We start from the raw sequence: 18,281 nt of genomic DNA on the forward strand, positions 1-18,281 counted from the left end.
TTTCTTATGATTCTACAGATAGGATAGCGTACTTTTTAATTTCAGGGGAATTTTGTTTCGATAGCTCGATATCCTGACGCATCTTTAGGTACACTTCAAAAGAATCTCACGTTAATGCATAAAAATCGTAAAAATAAGTTTGATCATTTCTTGATCCTTGTGCTATTAAAGCGTCCAATTGCGAAATTGGCAAAGGCAGTCTAATTATCGAATAGCCCTCTTCCTCTCAGATTTGCGGAAACAGGCTCCTTTCCTATTTCACGTGCCCATATAGATAACTGGCCGATATGGTGGATTTCATGGGCAATGACATGACGTATAATCTCTCCATGTGTACATTCAATGACTCGGCGCCTGATTGGTGCGTCTCTAGAGCTAATCGGTTCTTCATTGAAATCAGTTTCTGAAAGTTTTCGAGAATCCATTTCATTTGTCCAAGATGTCACAAATGCCTTTACTTTCTCGTGGTATTGAGCTGAAAGATTTTTCACTTTTTGTAAATTAGCATAATCTTCAAATAATAGCTCCTCAGGCACTGGTTCACCTCGTAAACCTAAGATCCACATACATTCCACATCTACAATATGAAATAGGGTATGTAGGATACTGCCGAACCCACCGACCCGTTTTTTTAATAGTTCTTCATCCGGTATATCTTCGCACAATGTAAACCAATCATCACGAACTTGCCAGTTATATTGAAACAGTTTCAACATCACAGCAACCTCCATCTTTTAGATTAATATTTAATATTCACCAAAAGACTTCAAAATCCCTATTTATATAATAACTCTAAGAACCTATTAAAACCCTCTACAAACAGGCCCTTTAATTGAACATTCCATATGAAGTTAAAGGGTCAAAAGAAAAATCCTATTATACAGGGGTTTATCAAACTTTTTTTAAAATTATCAGCTTTTTTAATACAGGTTTTTCCAGAGATGTCACTATGGTAACTATTAATGTCATGTCACTTTAATCGAGTTCTATTTCCGACGTTGATTAAAGAACAATCCATTAACGTTTTTATTATAAGAACAAAACTAATTCCACCACAAAATATAGCAATTCCTGAAAATGTTTATTTATAAATATTTTCACTTGATTAATAAAAGGATTATTTTTTTGTTGTATTACTTCTTGGATTTGTCATAGTACAAAACCTTTCTCCTCTTAACTTTTCGATACATTCTCATGAAAACCATTTGTATTTATTTGAAATCAAGTCATTTATAAACATGAGAAAAACCAATACTTGTAATGTAGTATTGGCTTTTCTCATGACAAATCACTTTTTCATAATGTGCTGATCTAATATTTTTTCTAGCATTTCCAAAGTAACTGGTTGCGCTAATGCATTAAGTTGATACCCAATACGCCCGTTCGGTTCCGCTGTAACTTTCTGTAAACTCTTTAAATCATGAATCCCTTTTTCTCTTAACTGCATATATAATTGTTGTTCTGACATTTTCGCCCGCATCAAATTCTCTTTTACAATCTCTCCGTTTTCAACAATTACAATACTACTTCCATTTAGAAATTGTTCTACCTTCCGTGATTTCAATTCTAAGAAATGAATAATAAATAGTATGCTCGAAAATGTTATAGCTACAAAAATAGATGGAATCACTTTCCTACTCAATACTGGTTCTACAATAATACGTCCAATTGATACAACTATAATTATTTCAGCTCTCGTCATTTGGCTAACAGATTTACTACCTGTCATTTTTAAAACAATAATTCCAGTGAGGATTAAAATAATGCTTTCCAAAAGAATATTCATAATAGCCCAATCCTTTAATAGTGAATGTTACTAGCATTCCCATTAAAGAATCATTTTTATTATATTTTACATACTTTTCAAGTTTTTAAACCATTCGAACCATGATGGAAATAAAGGCTTCCATCCATATTCTTTACGGGCTTTATTATTTGAAGCTCCTCTTTCCCAACTATTTTTCCAAACTTGAACTTTAGGTTCAGGTGCCTCTATTGCAGCTGCATATATCGGTAACCATTCTTTACTAGTTACTGGAGAGTCATCTACAATATTTACGATTCCGGAAGGCCAATCAAGAGCTAACACAGCTGCTCTAGCGGCATCTTCCACATGTATAAAAGAGCTCATACCATCTGTTGCAATAATTTCGTTATTACGAACTTGATTCGCAAATACTCCGTTTTCCGCATACCATGTTCCTGGTCCATATAGCGTACCGTATCTAAGTATAACTGCTTCAGGTAATTCCGAAACTGTTTCTTCTAATTTAGCAATACCATTTATCGTAACTTGACGAGGCATAGGAGCGTAAAAATCTAGCGGGTCTGTTTCTGTCGCAAGTTTATCCCCCGATTCATACGCCCACGAAATACTTTGAGCAATCATTTTCTTTACACCTACATTTTTAGCAGCATCGACAAGATTACGAGTACCTTCAATTCTAATCCTTGCATTGTCCTCTAAATTCCAATTTGATAGCGCCGTCAATTGATGGATGACTACATCTGGCAATGTTTCTTTTAAAACAGAGAATACTTCTTTACGATTAAATACATCAGCTATTACCGGTAATACCCCCAGATTTTTCAATGACTCTTTTTGTGAATCACTCCGAATCATTGCATATACCGTATGCCCTTCATTTATTAACATCGGTAATAAATTACGTCCTATTACACCTGTTGCACCTGCTACAAAAATCTTCATATGTGTTCCTCCTCATTTTGAATATCATAATTGAGACGAAACATATGTAAGGTATGTGACAAATATTTGGTTAGTTTTTCATTATTCATATGAAACGTACACTTTTAAAGGGCTAATTATACCTTGACTCAATTCCTCAAAACATTGTATGAGTCTAGCATATTGTATTTCATGTTGAAAAATTTCTTCTATAAATGTTGTGTATTCTATTTGGCTAAAAAACCAATCTGCATGTTTTTGATAATCGTATCCATCACTTGACCCAATGATTTTCAATTCTTTCCCATAAAAGTCGGCGGTTAATGTTAGTTCTTCTTTATTACCATCAGAAAGTATACATATTACACCATTATTATTAAGAGCTTTTTGCAATGTACGAAATCCGCTATTTGTAGCTGAACATTCGAAACCGTAACTATATGTTTCTAATATTTGCTCTTCTGAATCATATATGTTTTTTGCACTAAATTTCTTTGCAAATTTTTTTCTGCTACTATTAGGTTCAATAACATCCACATGATCAACACCTGCATAGTATTTTAAGAAATAACTTGTGAGTAACCCCATAACTCCCATTCCAGCTATAAGTACTTTTTCATCCTTACGTGGGTTTAGTTTCAATATTCCTTTTGCGGCATCACATGAGAGAATTGATAATAACGCTGTTTTAGGTTTTATGTAATTAGGCACTCGAATTACTTTATGGCTCTTAACAACACCTAATGTTTGGTGCCCATAAAAAGAAACTACTTTATCACCTACGTTTAAATTGGTCACTTTATTACCTACCTGTACAACTTCACCATAACTTTCATATCCGGTTTCTTTCGGATATAACGGATTAGAATCCGAAATATCCGAATTATTATATTGTGGTAATTCAGCGCCAATACTTATTGCACCAGCTATTGTTTTAACGATTATTTCATCGTCCTGTAATAACCTGACTTCATCCGTTTCCCATTTAAGTTGTTTGGGTCCTTCTAACACTAACTTATATTGTTTCATTGTTATCCTCTCTTTTTATGGAAATGTATTCAAACTAACTTTTGAACTATATAAAATAACCAATATGGATGTCTCATCCAAAATTAAAGCTATAGAGTTGGCTAGCAACCAACAGTGATAAAGTGATTGTTGAATTTGAAGGATTTGAAATAAATGAATATATTATTGGAAGTAACTGTTCTATTGCTGATTTGAAGAAAAAGTATCAAAGCATAAAACAAGATGATCTATCTTATAACGAAATTGTTACTTTATTTTGCGTTAAAAATAATTACCAACGTATTTCAAAGGTTTATTTAAAAGATATGTTAAGTGATATTGTAATTGATTTAGACACAGACTATATATATTTTCCTAGAAGGTAACAGGAACTACTTAAAATAGATAATTTTAATACAAATTATGATTTAGACAATAATTTAATAAAAGAAGTGAATGCCCAAATGAAATACGCAAGTTGTGTTACGATATACATCGTAAGTTCAAAACCTGTAAGCTTTCTTTCTCTTTTCATCTTCTTTAAATATCTATAAAAACAAAATGAGCATAAGAGCAGTAAAACTATAGACATTTGATATAAATTTTCCACTAAAAGAACTGCCATATACTTCACCCCCATATAAAATAAATAAACTATACTTTATAGGATATCATTAAACAGGAATTATTTACCATTGTTTTAACAGAAAATCTATAATAATTAAATTTTAAAAAGAGCACTCCTACAAATGAGTGCTCTAAAAAAATATTAATTTTGATTTAAAACATTCTCCTCAAAATATTTGCCCCAATCCGGTCGTCTTCCATCCATATCTGTAAAACCATACTCTCTTCCCAATTCCCATGAACTAAGCGCACGGCCTGTTTTTTCATGTACATTTGGATCACTTGCTAAAGCTGCAATAGCTCTTCCAATGAAGAAAGGAGTTTCAGATGCAATAAAATGAGGATCAGTTTTTGCTCCTTCTTGCCAGTTCTCCTCTGTTACACCAAATATATCTAACATCGCTTCGGAACGAAGAAATCCTGGGCTAACTGCAACTGCTGTAATATTATCCTTCCCTAAATCTTTCGCCATCGCTTCTGCTAAATGAATTGTGGAGACTTTGGCTAAACTATAGTACAAATTACCACGGTATTGATAATCGACGCCATCTGTAATTTCAATAACTAGTCCTTTTTTATTTTTCACCATTAATGGCACGCCGTAATAACTCGTCAACATATGAGAATGGACTGCCCTTTGCTGCATCAATAATCCGTTATGTAAATCATGTTCCCAAAACATTTTGCCCCATTCTGTTAAAGGGTCACCGCCCCAAACATCATTAACTAAAATATCAAGCTGTCCATTTTGCTCGTCTTGAATTTTTGCAAATAGTACTTTCACATCCTCTTCAACCGTATGGTCAACACGGACAGCAATTCCTGTCCCACCCTGTTTTGTTACAAGTTCTGCCGTTTCTTCAATCGTTTCAGTTCTTCCCATAGAGGATAGATTACCTTTTGTACTTCTTCCTGTTACATAGACAGTTGCGCCTGCTTCGCCGAGCATCATCGCAATACCTCTACCCGCACCTCTTGTTGCCCCGGCTACAACTGCTACTTTACCTTGTAATGGTTTCATATCATTCTCCTTAATTTTCATTATCAAGTTTTATTATTTTGAGTACACTCTTACTTTCATATTTTTTCGTATAGATTTCTCCATCTGGAGTAATAAATTTTAGCGTAATTACACCGCAAACTCCATTATAAAATTGAAATTCGCCTTGCATATTTGATATAGCGACTTCCTTATTTTTAATTGAGCCTGCGTAAATCTTCACAAATGATATAGGATTGTCGTTTCGGCCAACAACAACTGACTTTGAGTGAATAGCAATCGCTATACATTTATCACTTTCTTTATTATATAGTAATTGTAATCACTCCAATTACTACAGCAATACATACAAACAAGGCTATTATTTTTCTTTTCATAATAAGCCTCCTAAAAAACATTATTCTTTTTTGAACTGAAAATCCACACGGTTCATTCGTTTTATTTCCTCAATTATCTTACAAATACCTTCTTCAATATTGGTTTCTTTTACATTTGATACATTTAACTTTAACAATCTTTCTTTATGAAAGTTACTTAAATAATTTTTATCAATAGAATCTATCCTTATGTGACTCTTGCTTACATTTTCAATAAATGTGTCGGTAACTATGTTTCTTTTCAGCTGTAAACACGTGTGTATTCCAATTGGATCTACTGCTCTAAAAGTAAACAAATGTGGATTTTCATTTTGAACACCTTCTACTACTTCCGCAAGTTTTTTTGACCTACTGTAGTAAGATGCTTTAATTTTATGTTTATGCCGTTCAAACATCCCGCTCTTTATGTAAATTTCTAAAGCAGCTTGTGAAATCATAGGACTATCTATATCTAATATTTTTTTATATTTATAAAATGCCTCTCCAATAGATTGCGGAATGACTGCAACACCGACTCGTAAGCCTGGGAAGATAATCTTCGAATAACTTTTTAAATATATAACATGATTACAATTATCTTGGTTGTAAAACGGATCTACTTTTGAATCAGTTTCTAAATCCGCTAAGTAGTCATCTTCCACTATAAACACATTATATTTCTTCGCAAGTTGAATAATCTTCTCTTTCTCTTTTTTAGAATAAGAAGTTCCAAGCGGATGATGAAATCTTGGTATTGTATAAAAGAATTTAATTTTTTCTGTTCGGAATACCCTCTCTAGTTCATCTAAATCTATCCCATTATGCGTACGCTTTATTCCGATTACAGGGACGTTATTTGTTTCTATATATTCAATATATAAATGGTAACTTGGCTGTTCAATTAGAATTGTGCTATGTGCATTCGGGAATGGTATAGAAGTTAATATTGCAAGTGCTTGCTGCACACCTGACGTTATAAAGATATTTTCTTCTTTTGTGAAGACTTGATAGTTTGCCAGCTGTTTTTGAATAACTGGAATTAAAGACGATAAGCCTTTCGGTGTTCCGTATACAAACAAATCATTTTTATATGTATCAATTGCCTTATTAATACAATGTTGAAAATCTAAGTACGGAAAAACATCTGGATCTGGTGCTGAGGAAGCAAAATCAATCATCTCGTTATTTTCTATGTAACTCTCAGATTTCTTAACAACGTAGTATCCACTTTGAGGTACAGAATAAATAATATGACGCTTTTCTAGTTCATGAAGCGCACGTATAATTGTAGCCTTATTACATTCAAATTGCGTAACAAGTGATCGTATTGACGGTAATTTCTTTCCTTCTTTTATCTCTCCATTTTGAATCATACTTTCTAAGTCGTTTAAAACATGTAAATATTTATACATCATTACCACCCCAACATTTAATTTGTACCGGTACAGTTTGTATTTGTTCACATTGTAGCACTAGATCAGAAAGATTACTATGTACGTATACTGGCCAGTAAGAAATCAACTACTATGAGGTGAAATTATGAAAAATACAACAAAAGCATATATATCAGCGTTACTCTATTCATTTATTATTGGATTTTCATTTATGTTTGTGAAACTAGCATTAACCATTACGAACCCTCTTGATACTCTTGCTCATCGTTTTACAGTTGCTTTCATAGCAGCAAGCATTCCAGTTATTTTTGGTTTTGTAAAGTTGAATATTTCATTCAAAAACATACTTGCACTTTTGCCACTTGCAATATTTTATCCAGCATTGTTCTTTGCTTTCCAAGCATTTGGCTTAGTATATACAAGTTCATCTGAAGCTGGAATTATACAGGCTGCTATCCCTATATTTACAATGATACTCGCTTCCTATTTTTTAAAAGAGTATACGAATATATGGCAAAAAACATCTGTACTCATTTCTGTCATCGGTGTCATTTATATATTTATCATGAATGGTATCGTTGCTCATAAAACTAGCTTCATCGGTGTTATTCTCATCCTGTTATCAGCATTATCATCTGCTTGCTATAATGTGTTAGCTCGAAAAATGACAAAGAAATTCAAGCTAATGGATTTAACCTACACAATGACAGCGCTCGGTTTTATTAGTTTTAATTCCATCGTAATCGTCGATCATTTAAATAAAGGTACAATAATTATATATTTTAAGCCCTTTACAAACGGAACATTTCTTATCTCCATTTTATATTTAGGATTACTATCATCCTTACTAACGGCCTTATTATTAAACTATTCATTATCTTATATTGAAGCAGCTAAAATAAGTGTCTTTAGCAACTTATCTACACTTATTACCATTATCGCAGGCGTTGTATTCTTACACGAGCAAATTGCCTACTATCATATCATCGGTACAATTATGATTATTATTGGTGTAATAGGTACAAATTTTTTGGGTAAAAAAGGAATTTTAGCGCGAAAGAAGAATATTTCCATGAATAAATAAAAAGTGAGGGATGTAAAATGCAGCGCTTGAACACGATTGATATTAGTAATGTACTAGAATTAGAAAAAGCTCTTTCGTCTTTATTAGATATACACATTTCTTCAAAACTAGACCTTGAAAACTGGCTAAAAGAGCAATCTAAATTAATTTGGGAAATCGAAGAACAGCTAAGATCTCATTATATCGCTTTTCAATGTAATACAGATAATCAGGATATTAAAGATACATTTGAATACGATCAGCAGCACGTAAGACCACTTATCAAACGTTATCAAAATTTATTTGATAATAAATATTTAGAATTACCTTTTCGAATGGAATTAGATTCTAAAGACTATGGTTTGTTGGATAAAAAAATACAAAATGCTCAAACATTATTTTGCGAGAAAAATATTGAACTAGAAATAAGAGAAGATAAATTCGTAACAGAGTACTTTGAAATCACAGGAAGTTTAAGTGCAATATGGAATGGCGAAGAGAAAACACTAACTGAATTACAATCATATTTACAAGATCCAGATCGAGATATACGTAAAAAAGCAAGAACACTTATCTCAGAACAGTATTTAACTGTTGAGAAAGAACTCCAAAACATCTTAAATAAATTAGTTGAAATTCGCCATCAAAAGGCAAAAAACATTCAATTAGATAATTATCGTGATTATATGTTCAAAAAATATGAACGTTTTGATTATACAGCGGAAGATTGCTACGAACTTGCAGAATCTATTCGTAAATACGTTGTACCACTTATTGATAATATATTTAATGAGAAAAAAGCTGAGCTTCAAGTAGATACACTTCGTCCGTGGGATCTAAAAGCAGCCGCACCAAATCAAAAAGTATTAAGACCTATTGAAGACGAGAAGGATTTAATCGAAAAAAGTTCTCACATTTTACACAAATTAGACCCTGAATTTTCTGCATTATTGAGCCGTATGCATAAAAATGATTGCTTAGATTTAGAAAGTCGTAAAGGAAAAGGACCCGGAGGATTTTGCGAACACTTACCTGCTTCTCAATTATCTTTTATTTTTATGAATCTCAATCATACACATGATGATGTTACTACTTTCCTCCATGAAATGGGCCATAGTATTCATAATGAATGTATGAAGCAGCTAGAGCTACAAAAATATTTAGAAATCCCTTCAGAATCAGCCGAACTAGCTAGCATGACAATGGAATTGTTTTCGATGGAGTATTGGGATGCGTTTTATGAGAATACAGAAGAATTTATAAAAGCAAAATTAGATTTCTTTAAAGATATTATTAAGTATTTACCACAAATGCTTATCGTTGATCAATTCCAACATTGGATGTATGAAAACCCTAATCATACTGCTAAAGAAAGAAATGAAAAATATTTAGAATTACATAACACTTACCAATCGAATGTGGTAAATATTGAAGGTTATGAGAATTGGATAGCAACTGGCTGGTTACCTGTACTACATATTTTTGAAGTGCCATTCTATTATATCGAATATGCAATCGCACAACTTGGTGCGCTTCAAATGTATAAACAATATAAAGCAAATCCAAAACAAGCACTAGAAAATTATAAAAAAGCTTTATCATTAGGTAGCTCTAAATCTTTAACAGAAGTATATGAAGCAGCTGGAATTCGTTTTGATTTTTCTAGTGAAACAATAAAAGAATTAATGGCATTTGTAGAAGCAGAATTAAATTTACTTAAACAAATATAAGAAAAAAAGATGCACTTATCCTTTTAGGTGCATCTTTTTTCCGTATTCTCTCCTAATTTGTTTCAATTTTTATCTCACTTTATTAATAAGCTTTATATATTGTAGATCCCCATATCCTATTGTTGGAAAAAGATTAAATAACCTTTTTAATAGTTCTTGTGTTGGTAAATCTTTATTTTTGGAGATATACTTTACTACTGCATTTTTTTCTTTTAGCATATTTAAATACAAATCTATTGCTTGATACATTACGGGTAATACCTCATGAGATGGCTTTTTATGATTTATTACTACTTCATTGTAAATAGCATCATAGTTTCCTAACTCAAGTTCCATCTGACTTACTTTATATTCATCATCTCTGAAGCTATTGATGTATACCTTCCCCTCATAACCAGACTGTTCAAGGTATGAAAGTAATGTAAGTAGATTTATTTGGCAAAACATATCTTCACCAAACCATAAAACGATACATTTATACTCTCTCTTAAAAAGATTCTCTAATGGATCAATAACCTTTTTTATATAATCTTCTACTGAGCTATTATGCCCCTTCGCCCTCATTTTAATAAACTCATCATCAAAAACCTGTGTAGTAGCTGCGTTTACACACATTGCTTCATTAAATGGAGCGTAATCAGACTCTCCCATTAGTTTTTCATTTTCAAATTCTTCATACATAACTTGACCATTTAATATGTTAAGTACATCTCTATCAAACAACTCACTCTTTTTATTTCTTAACTGTTCTACCTCAATTTTTCTAGAAATATTCATTCTACACCACTCCTTACCATTATTGATTGAGAGTTTACTAAATGATTGAACAGGCATTTGCTTAAGCTGGAATTCTCTTGGAGTTATACCAAAAATAGTTTTGAAAGCCCTACTATAAGCCTCTTGTGAAGAATAGTCATATTCAAATGCAATATCAATTATCTTTCTATCATTCATCAAATCTTCCGTAGATAAATACAATCTCCTAAGAAGAGTATAGCGTCTAATACTTATACCTGTTACTTGGTGAAATTTAAAAGAACAGTAATAAGGAGAAAAACCCATATAATTAGATAATGCATCTAATGAAAATTCACTATTTAAATTTGTTTCAATCCAATCGATCATAAGTTGTATATGTTCATTCATTAACCTCACCCCTGAATAAAATTATACGAGCTATCCATTTCTTTCTTTTGATATTTCTTGTGATTTATAACGTTAAATATCCTCTAAAATCTTTAAATACTATATGTAACTTTTATTTTCATATTTTTTCAGCTATCTTATTTTGTCATACATTTACTTAAATTTCCAATAAAGTTCAAACTTAATCAGTCTGAGAAATACTTTTCAAAGGATTCTGTAAAATAAAACACGAATTTTGTAAGTTAAGAAACTAGTAGCTTTGTAAATGGAAAAGCCATGTTTGGAAAGGAAGTTAATATGAAGAATATAGAAAAAGAAATACTTAAACGAATTAACGAGCTATATCCATTGGATTTTATTAACATTACACCAGTAACAAATGAAATGTATCAATGTCTCGCGAAACAAGGAAATTATTTCGTTAGAATAACTAACTATAAAACTTATGAAGAGCAGTTGGAAGAAGTAAAATATACGGACTTTTTATATAAAGAAGGATTAGGAGTACCTCCAATAATACCTTCTTTAACGAGGAATTTAGTAGAAAAAATAACACTAGACAAAGAACTCTTTACTGTATTATATAAAGCTGCTCCCGGTATTCATTTGCCAAAAAGCGAATGGAATTCCAATGTATTTAAAAAATTAGGACAACAAATCGGCAAATTACATCGTATATCTAAAAACTTTGAAAGTATTGAACCGGTAATACATATAAACGATTGGTATGAAAATGAAGAATATAATTTTCTTCACTATATCCCTATAGAAGAAACTACTATAAGAGAAATTGCATCTGATGTTTTAACTTCTATACAGGAACTTTCAAAATCCCCTTCAAATTACGGGTTAATACACGGAGATTTATGGCTAGAAAATATATTAGTGGAAAATGATTTGAATTTAACTATGATTGATTTTCAAGACTGTGAAAAACATTTTTATATATTCGATTTGGCAGTTCCAATCTATAGTGCGATAGAATATTCATTCGTTGGGAATGGTAACATAGTTGACTATGAGAACTCTATTACAAAAGCAATAGTTGAAGGATACAAAGAGGAACATGATTTACCTAAAGAGATGCTAGACCAGCTACCATTGTTTATTAAATTAAAGGAGATATTCGAATATAGCTTAATGCATATGTATTGGGATAAAGAAGAATTAACTGAGGAACAAGTACGGATAATGAATCTTTATAGAATGAAGATCGAAAATAATCATTCTTTCATTAACATATAACACAGATGTTGTTCAACTACACGGTTATCATAGTTGAACAACATCATGTAATTACTAGTTTATTTTTAGGTATATTCTACATTTCATCTTTTATAAATTGATCTTCCTTCCCATGTCTTTTCTTAATTAAAATAGCTTTATACAAAGATGCTATACCTAATACAGTAAATACGACGATTATAGGAATACGAACAATATGCGAAAAGTAGCGTGGGAGAAAGAAAAGACGAACTTTTTCATCTACACTAAATATCTCAAAAATTAACGGTATTATACTTTGATGAATCAAAAAAAAGATACCCATAAATACTAATAGAACAACAACAGCAAGTTTTTTCTTAGGTAATTCAGCCGCCATTCTGTTATTTTTCTCTTTGTTATCATCGCGCAATATTTTCATGCCACTTTTCATTGCAAATAGCAACTCAGGGCCACTTTTTTCAAGTTTTAAGTAAGCAATTCGACCAAGCCACCAAGCTAAAAACACTCCTGTACAAATGCCAGTCAGTACACCTAGCCATTGTAAGAGCTCTATATGTAGTAATGTCCCAATCCATACAACTAACAAAGCGGGTATAGCTGTTGCTAATACCATCACCATCATTAACCACGTTGTTATAAACATTTTACTGGCACTCATATCATCACCTGAGATAACGGTTCCTCTTCCTCGGCGATGAGGATCAGTTATTGGGATTAAGTTAAATACAGAAAACAACATAATAAGACCTGCAGCTCCACCGAGTAATGCCGGAATTATCGCAAATACCCAAGGATAAACGAAAGTAAGTCCGCTATAGATAGTGAAAATAATTGTTGTTAAAATTGCAATCGGGCCAATAGCTATCAACCAAGCCAATTGGCGACCACGCACATCAATCCGTTCTGCGCCAGGTGTCGTTAATGTTAACCATAATGCACTCCCATCAAACCCATATATATTGCAGGCAAACATACTTGTGAAAACAATCATAATTACCCCTGCCCAAGGCATTAAATACGATATATGAGCACTTGTAATTAAAATACCATAAAACACTCCTATCCAAATACCCATCCGGAGGAAACGACCTCGTTGTGGATCTCTTCCCCAACTTTTTAATTCTTTAGTTATTATTGCTCCAATTTTCTTTTCTGAAAAGATTCGTAGAGCTTTTCTATGTTTAATAATAGTAATCGTATTTTGGATTTTCTTAGTATCCTTCACTGTACTTTTCATCAGTAATGTCGTCCATATAAATAAAAGCAGTCCGCATAATATTGTTAGAACAATTAATAAAACAAAAGCTAATAACCAATTAGATTGAATAGCAAACTCTACAGCAAGTATCGCCCAACTAGACGGAAACATGTAAAGAAATGTAGGTTCGTTAAGTGTTATCCCATTAATAGCAGGAAGTGCATACCAGCCTACATTTAAAAACGCAATGATGAAACCAAAGAGCATTGCTCCAAATTCCATACCGATCCTTGATTTCATCGTCTCACCAATTATACTAACTACTACTTTTGATAACAGCACGACAAATATTAACTGTAAAATAATTGCTGGAACTGCAACTATAGTTGCAGTTAAACTAGCCCTAGCTGCGTAAATTAATAATCCTATGAATGCTATAAGACTAGCAAGTGGGCCTAATCCTATAAAAGCTACAGCGAGTAACGCCCTAGCAAGTTTAAATGAAGTGAGTGGAAGCAGCGCGAAATATTCAGGACGTAACATTCCATCTCCCCCAGTAAGAAGTGGGCCTAAAATCCACCCTACTGTCCACAGAGCGAATATCACATATAGAATACTTTTTGAAACGTTATGTTCCGTAGGATAGAAAGAAAAGAGCAAGATGGTTCCAATTGCTATCAATAAACCCACTATTCCTGTAATAATTAAAAGAACTGCTTTACCACTATTCATTGAATTTTTTAGGATTGATAACTTCATTCGAATCAAAACACTAGCCAAGACAGTTCTCCTCCTTTAACAGCAGGGACGCCTACTAACTGAACGAAAATGTCTTCGAGCGTTTCTTCACCGCAAACATCTACCATTGTTCCTGAAGATACCACTTTTCCTTTGGAAATAATTGCAACGTGATCACAAAGTTGTTCAACTAACGCCATGACGTGACTTGAAAATACTACTGAACCACCAGAACTAACAAATTTCTGTAAAATCTTTTTAATAGTAGTTGCAGAAATAGGATCTACTGCCTCAAATGGTTCATCGAGAATGAGTAATTTCGGTGCATGGAGGAGTGCAAGTGCAAGACCAATTTTTTTACGCATGCCAGTAGAATAATTGATAACTAGCGTTCCTTCAGCATTATTCAATTCTAGTATTGTAAGTAATTCTTCTGTTCGTCGATTAACTTCTTTGGCACTCATTCCTCTTAACAGGCCCATATATGTTAATAATTCGCGACCAGTAAGTCTTTCCGGCAAGGCCAATCCATCTGGTAATACCCCGATCAATGTCTTTGCTTGTGCAGGATTTCCCCAAACATCAACCCCAAAAACTTTAGCGTTCCCGCCATCTGGTCGTAATAAACCAACAGCCATCGACAACGAAGTAGTTTTTCCTGCCCCATTAGGGCCAACAACTCCATAAAAAGATCCCCTCGGAACAGTTAAATCAATATGATTGACTGCAATAAACTCGCCGAATTGTTTATACAGCTTCGAAATTTGTAGCGCGGGAGCAGATTCCTCCCATTCAGGTTCCCCTGAAATCGATTCAAAAGATTTCATAAAATGGACTCCTTCTTTGCAAATTTAATATCTGATTGTAAATCTCAATACCTTTACTCATCTGTTTGTATTGTTAGAACGTATTTAATTTAAAAATTAAAATATCGAAAGTTTTTCTTTAATTACAATACTGTGCTACCAGATCATTCAAATATTCAATGTTTGTAGCAGATACATTTTCAGATATTCTAGCCGCAATAATAATAGGTGCCCATTGAAAAATCTCATTTCTTGATATTCCGGTATTCCTGCAATATATATGTAAATACATTTCAGCTAATTCTACCGAAGATTGTGAGTACAACAAATATGTTCGAAACACATCTGCACGAATATCACCTAAACTAGCATCAACCCAATCTATAGTTTTCACATTATCATTACTCATAATTAAATTAAACGGATGAAAATCACCATGACATAATCTAGGTTCAAACACGATTGAATCCATTTTGCTCAATATATTCTTCTTTTGTTTCTCATCTAGATTTTGAACAGATTGAATTTGACGATAAAGTCTCTCTTCCATCTGTTCTATTTCATCCGAGCTTACAGAAATAGCATGAATCTTTTGTTGTTCATTAACACACATACTTATGTAATGCTCCGCTTCACTTAAATTATTTAGCAGAAGCTCACCAACACTTTTCCCTTTTACATATTCCATAATAATAGCTTGTCTACCTTGTATCTCTGTAACTTCGAATACTTTAGGAACGTGTAAACCACGTGAATATGCATACTTCTGTTTTTGTGCTTCATATAGAGATTCTGTATTAGGGAGGTATTCTTTAAATAGTTTCACAACTTTATTATCACAAAGATAAATTTCAGCCGTATTTCCTTTTGCTATCGGATTTCCTAAATTCAATTCATTTCTCTCCTTACAGTAAATTAGTATTACACCCTACACTCCTCTATAAATTCAGTGTAATTATGCTGAATCCCTTCTTCATGAAAATGCAAAAAACTTACCACTTCCTATAATTATATAGAAAGTGGTAAGTTTAATTTTCTAGGAATACCGGAATGAAAATCTGGTGTATGCAAAACAGAAAATGTATACCCCTGTTGAATAAATAATACTTCATTATGTTTGCTTTCAAATGAAACACTATTTTTCTTAAAATTATTTTGAATTCGTTTTAAAAATGCGTGATCAGATGTTCCGAAAGATACGTGTACTTTCGGTGGTAAAGCTTTCATCGCAATTGGAATCCAAGGTCGCTGCCACCAAGTTGCAACAATATATGCAGTTCCACCAATAACAAAGTTGAAAATATCCCCATCTTCCTTCGTTTTCATGTCTAGATTTGATTTCAACCATTCTGTAAATACGGGCACACTTTTAACCGGAAGACCAATTTCCCTTACATATAAAATGTTTAAAGGTGAATGCGGAACTAATATATTTTCCTCAACATAGCTATGTGCGATAATTTCGAGAAGGTTTCCATCGCCATCTCTAAAGTATAAATTGAAAAGACCGTTCTCCTCATCAATTGTATGACCATCTTTCCATTTCGCAATGAGTAACCCAGATCCTTCTAGCCATTTTGCCGTTTTATGAAATTTTGAATAAGGAATCTCAAAAGCGAAATGCGCAGGTGCAATCGGTTCATATACTTCCTGGAAACTAATTGTTGTGTAAGGTGTGACTTCAAATTGAATAAATGTTGCTGTTTCTGTTTTTATCGGAAAAGATAATATGTCTTTATAGACTTGTTTTACCCCTTCTATAGAAACCGTTTGTAGTTTTATATCTGCTATATGTGTAATCACAATTTATCTTTAGTGAGGGGGTGTCTCATATGGACAAAACCCTTACTAAATCTATCCCCCTTTCGTATTATACGTTTTTAATCGTCTAATAAGTTATTTGCTAGAAGACATCCCTGTTTGCTTTAACATTTTCATGAATTTAAGTAATCTAATTTCACCTTCTGTATACCTTCTTTTCCAATCGCCTATCATCATTAAAAATAAAAACTATAAAACAAGGGCAATCCTTGTATGGACTACCCTTGTATTATATAAAGATTTCAAAATTTTTTCTATACTTAGCTTACACAATGTATATTAGGTTAATAGTATTTGCCTATTAGAAAAGATAAAAGCATTACATATTACTATGTGTCATTAATATTTATTGGTTGTAAAGAATAACTTATTTATAACGAAATATATATCGCTTAGAAGAGGATCGTAATATCAAATATAATATAATGAAAGAGGGAAAATGATGAAACAAAAAATTTTACTTTTTGGTGATTTTGGAATTGATGATGCAATAGCACTTATATATTCTTTTTTTACTAAAGAAATTGAAATAGTCGGTATTGTAGCGGATTATGGAAATGTCCCGAGAGAAAAGGTGCTTAAAAATATAAATTACTTAAAGTATTTATCAGGAAACAAAGATATACCTGTTTATGAAGGAGCATCCTGTACCCTGACAGGTATTACAGCAGAATATTATCCAGATGTTCATGGTCCAGAAGGTTTAGGGCCAATTATTACCCCTTCAATAAATTATCAAATTTATCCTCTACATATGGTTTTAGATTTGGTAGAGCAACACATAAACGATTTAACAATTGTTAATGTTGGAAGACTTACCTCCTTAGCTACAACGTTTGTTTTAGGGCTAAAACTTATGCAAGAAGCTAAAGAATATTTATTAATGGGAGGGGCTATTTTTTACCCAGGGAATGTTACAGCATCTGCAGAAGCTAATTTCCATAGTGATCCGTATGCAGCCAACATTATCATTACTTATGCCAAAAATTTAACAATTATCCCTTTGAATGTCACACAAAGAGCTCTTATTACACCTCAACAAGTCGAACAGATTGATCATTTTCATCAGAAAACAAAAGATCCAATAGGTTTAATTATTAAACCATTATTAAATTTTTATTATCAATTTTATTCACAAAGCGTACCTGGAATTCTAGGAAGCCCCTTACATGATGTATTTCCAATTTGGTATTTATTAAATAGAAACAAGGTAACTATAAGGGAATTGCCTATTAAAATTGTAGTTGATCGTGGAGAGGCTTTCGGGCAAAGTTTAGGTGATTTTAGGAGTAAGCCTACCCCAGGCTTTGTTAAGCATAAAGTGGCTCTTAACTTTAATGAGTTTGAATTTACAAATGATATTTTAAGGACATTCCTAAAAATTAGATAAGTTATTTCAAAATAAAATTAACTTTTCTAAGCTTATTTAACTGTGATTTTTGTATATAGGGGTCCCGCCACACATCCATCAACTTAAG

The 18,281-nt window shown here is 32.5% G+C and carries 17 protein-coding genes; 5 read left to right on the top strand and 12 right to left on the bottom strand.

All coding sequences use genetic code 11. The annotated features are described in order from the left end of the window. Positions 1-200: 200 nt before the first annotated feature. From VK90_RS14840 to VK90_RS14855, 4 genes are all read right to left on the bottom strand, one after another. Positions 201-716 (bottom strand): DinB family protein, encoded by a 516-nt coding sequence (locus VK90_RS14840; RefSeq protein WP_048373860.1) that lies wholly within the window; start codon positions 714-716, stop codon positions 201-203. A gap of 572 nt (positions 717-1,288) precedes the next feature. Then, the gene (locus VK90_RS14845; RefSeq protein ID WP_442853653.1) at positions 1,289-1,729 is read right to left on the bottom strand and encodes a DUF421 domain-containing protein; all 441 of its coding nucleotides are present in this window, start codon (positions 1,727-1,729) and stop codon (positions 1,289-1,291) included. A gap of 123 nt (positions 1,730-1,852) precedes the next feature. Continuing rightward, positions 1,853-2,710 (bottom strand): NAD-dependent epimerase/dehydratase family protein, encoded by an 858-nt coding sequence (locus tag VK90_RS14850; RefSeq protein ID WP_048373863.1) that lies wholly within the window; start codon positions 2,708-2,710, stop codon positions 1,853-1,855. A gap of 81 nt (positions 2,711-2,791) precedes the next feature. Beyond that, entirely contained in the window at positions 2,792-3,718 is a 927-nt protein-coding gene (locus VK90_RS14855; protein WP_048373864.1) for an alcohol dehydrogenase catalytic domain-containing protein, read from the bottom strand. Between the two features lie 122 nt (positions 3,719-3,840). On the opposite strand from VK90_RS14855, the gene VK90_RS14860 reads away from it, so the two are divergent. Next, on the top strand, positions 3,841-4,083 hold the full coding sequence (locus tag VK90_RS14860) for a hypothetical protein (protein WP_048373865.1): 243 nt from the start codon (positions 3,841-3,843) through the stop codon (positions 4,081-4,083). A 35-nt stretch (positions 4,084-4,118) separates the two neighbouring features. Here VK90_RS14860 and VK90_RS14865 read toward each other — a convergent pair whose 3' ends face one another. The 3 genes from VK90_RS14865 to VK90_RS14880 all read right to left on the bottom strand — a co-directional run bounded on the left by VK90_RS14865 (position 4,119) and on the right by VK90_RS14880 (position 7,092). After that, the gene (locus tag VK90_RS14865) at positions 4,119-4,322 is read right to left on the bottom strand and encodes a hypothetical protein (RefSeq protein ID WP_002172077.1); all 204 of its coding nucleotides are present in this window, start codon (positions 4,320-4,322) and stop codon (positions 4,119-4,121) included. A gap of 144 nt (positions 4,323-4,466) precedes the next feature. Continuing rightward, a complete protein-coding gene (locus tag VK90_RS14870) occupies positions 4,467-5,345 on the bottom strand; it encodes an SDR family oxidoreductase (RefSeq protein ID WP_048373866.1) in 879 nt (292 codons plus the stop codon). Between the two features lie 376 nt (positions 5,346-5,721). Further along, positions 5,722-7,092 (bottom strand): aminotransferase-like domain-containing protein, encoded by a 1,371-nt coding sequence (locus VK90_RS14880; protein ID WP_048373868.1) that lies wholly within the window; start codon positions 7,090-7,092, stop codon positions 5,722-5,724. A 127-nt stretch (positions 7,093-7,219) separates the two neighbouring features. Here VK90_RS14880 and VK90_RS14885 point away from each other — a divergent pair, with 127 nt between their 5' ends. Then, entirely contained in the window at positions 7,220-8,158 is a 939-nt protein-coding gene (locus tag VK90_RS14885; protein ID WP_048373870.1) for a DMT family transporter, read from the top strand. 17 nt (positions 8,159-8,175) lie between these two features. Beyond that, positions 8,176-9,867 (top strand): M3 family oligoendopeptidase, encoded by a 1,692-nt coding sequence (locus tag VK90_RS14890; protein ID WP_048373872.1) that lies wholly within the window; start codon positions 8,176-8,178, stop codon positions 9,865-9,867. A gap of 69 nt (positions 9,868-9,936) precedes the next feature. Here the strand turns inward: VK90_RS14890 and VK90_RS14895 are convergent, their stop codons facing one another. Next, positions 9,937-11,013 carry a helix-turn-helix domain-containing protein gene (locus VK90_RS14895; RefSeq protein WP_048373874.1) on the bottom strand — a complete coding sequence of 359 codons (1,077 nt, stop codon included), beginning with the start codon at positions 11,011-11,013 and terminating at the stop codon, positions 9,937-9,939. A gap of 276 nt (positions 11,014-11,289) precedes the next feature. On the opposite strand from VK90_RS14895, the gene VK90_RS14900 reads away from it, so the two are divergent. Then, the gene (locus tag VK90_RS14900; protein WP_048373877.1) at positions 11,290-12,258 is read left to right on the top strand and encodes a phosphotransferase enzyme family protein; all 969 of its coding nucleotides are present in this window, start codon (positions 11,290-11,292) and stop codon (positions 12,256-12,258) included. Between the two features lie 76 nt (positions 12,259-12,334). On the opposite strand, the gene VK90_RS14905 is transcribed toward VK90_RS14900, so the two are convergent. The 4 genes from VK90_RS14905 to VK90_RS14920 form a co-directional block, all read right to left on the bottom strand. Continuing rightward, the gene (locus VK90_RS14905; protein ID WP_048373879.1) at positions 12,335-14,218 is read right to left on the bottom strand and encodes a hypothetical protein; all 1,884 of its coding nucleotides are present in this window, start codon (positions 14,216-14,218) and stop codon (positions 12,335-12,337) included. Then, positions 14,203-15,003: an ABC transporter ATP-binding protein gene (locus tag VK90_RS14910; RefSeq protein WP_048373881.1), complete on the bottom strand. Its 801-nt coding sequence runs from the start codon at positions 15,001-15,003 to the stop codon at positions 14,203-14,205. The genes VK90_RS14905 and VK90_RS14910 overlap by 16 nt, the downstream gene beginning before the upstream one ends. A 118-nt stretch (positions 15,004-15,121) precedes the next feature. Then, positions 15,122-15,874 (bottom strand): aminoglycoside phosphotransferase family protein, encoded by a 753-nt coding sequence (locus VK90_RS14915; RefSeq protein ID WP_048373883.1) that lies wholly within the window; start codon positions 15,872-15,874, stop codon positions 15,122-15,124. Between the two features lie 116 nt (positions 15,875-15,990). Further along, a complete protein-coding gene (locus VK90_RS14920; RefSeq protein WP_048373886.1) occupies positions 15,991-16,785 on the bottom strand; it encodes a VOC family protein in 795 nt (264 codons plus the stop codon). A 460-nt stretch (positions 16,786-17,245) separates the two neighbouring features. Between VK90_RS14920 and VK90_RS14925 the strand changes: the two genes are divergently transcribed. Further along, positions 17,246-18,193, top strand: coding sequence for a nucleoside hydrolase (locus VK90_RS14925; protein ID WP_048373888.1), 948 nt, complete (start codon positions 17,246-17,248; stop codon positions 18,191-18,193). The last annotated feature ends 88 nt before the right edge of the window (positions 18,194-18,281 follow it).

This window comes from Bacillus sp. LK2, assembly GCF_001043575.1.
Taxonomy (GTDB): domain Bacteria; phylum Bacillota; class Bacilli; order Bacillales; family Bacillaceae_G; genus Bacillus_A; species Bacillus_A paramycoides.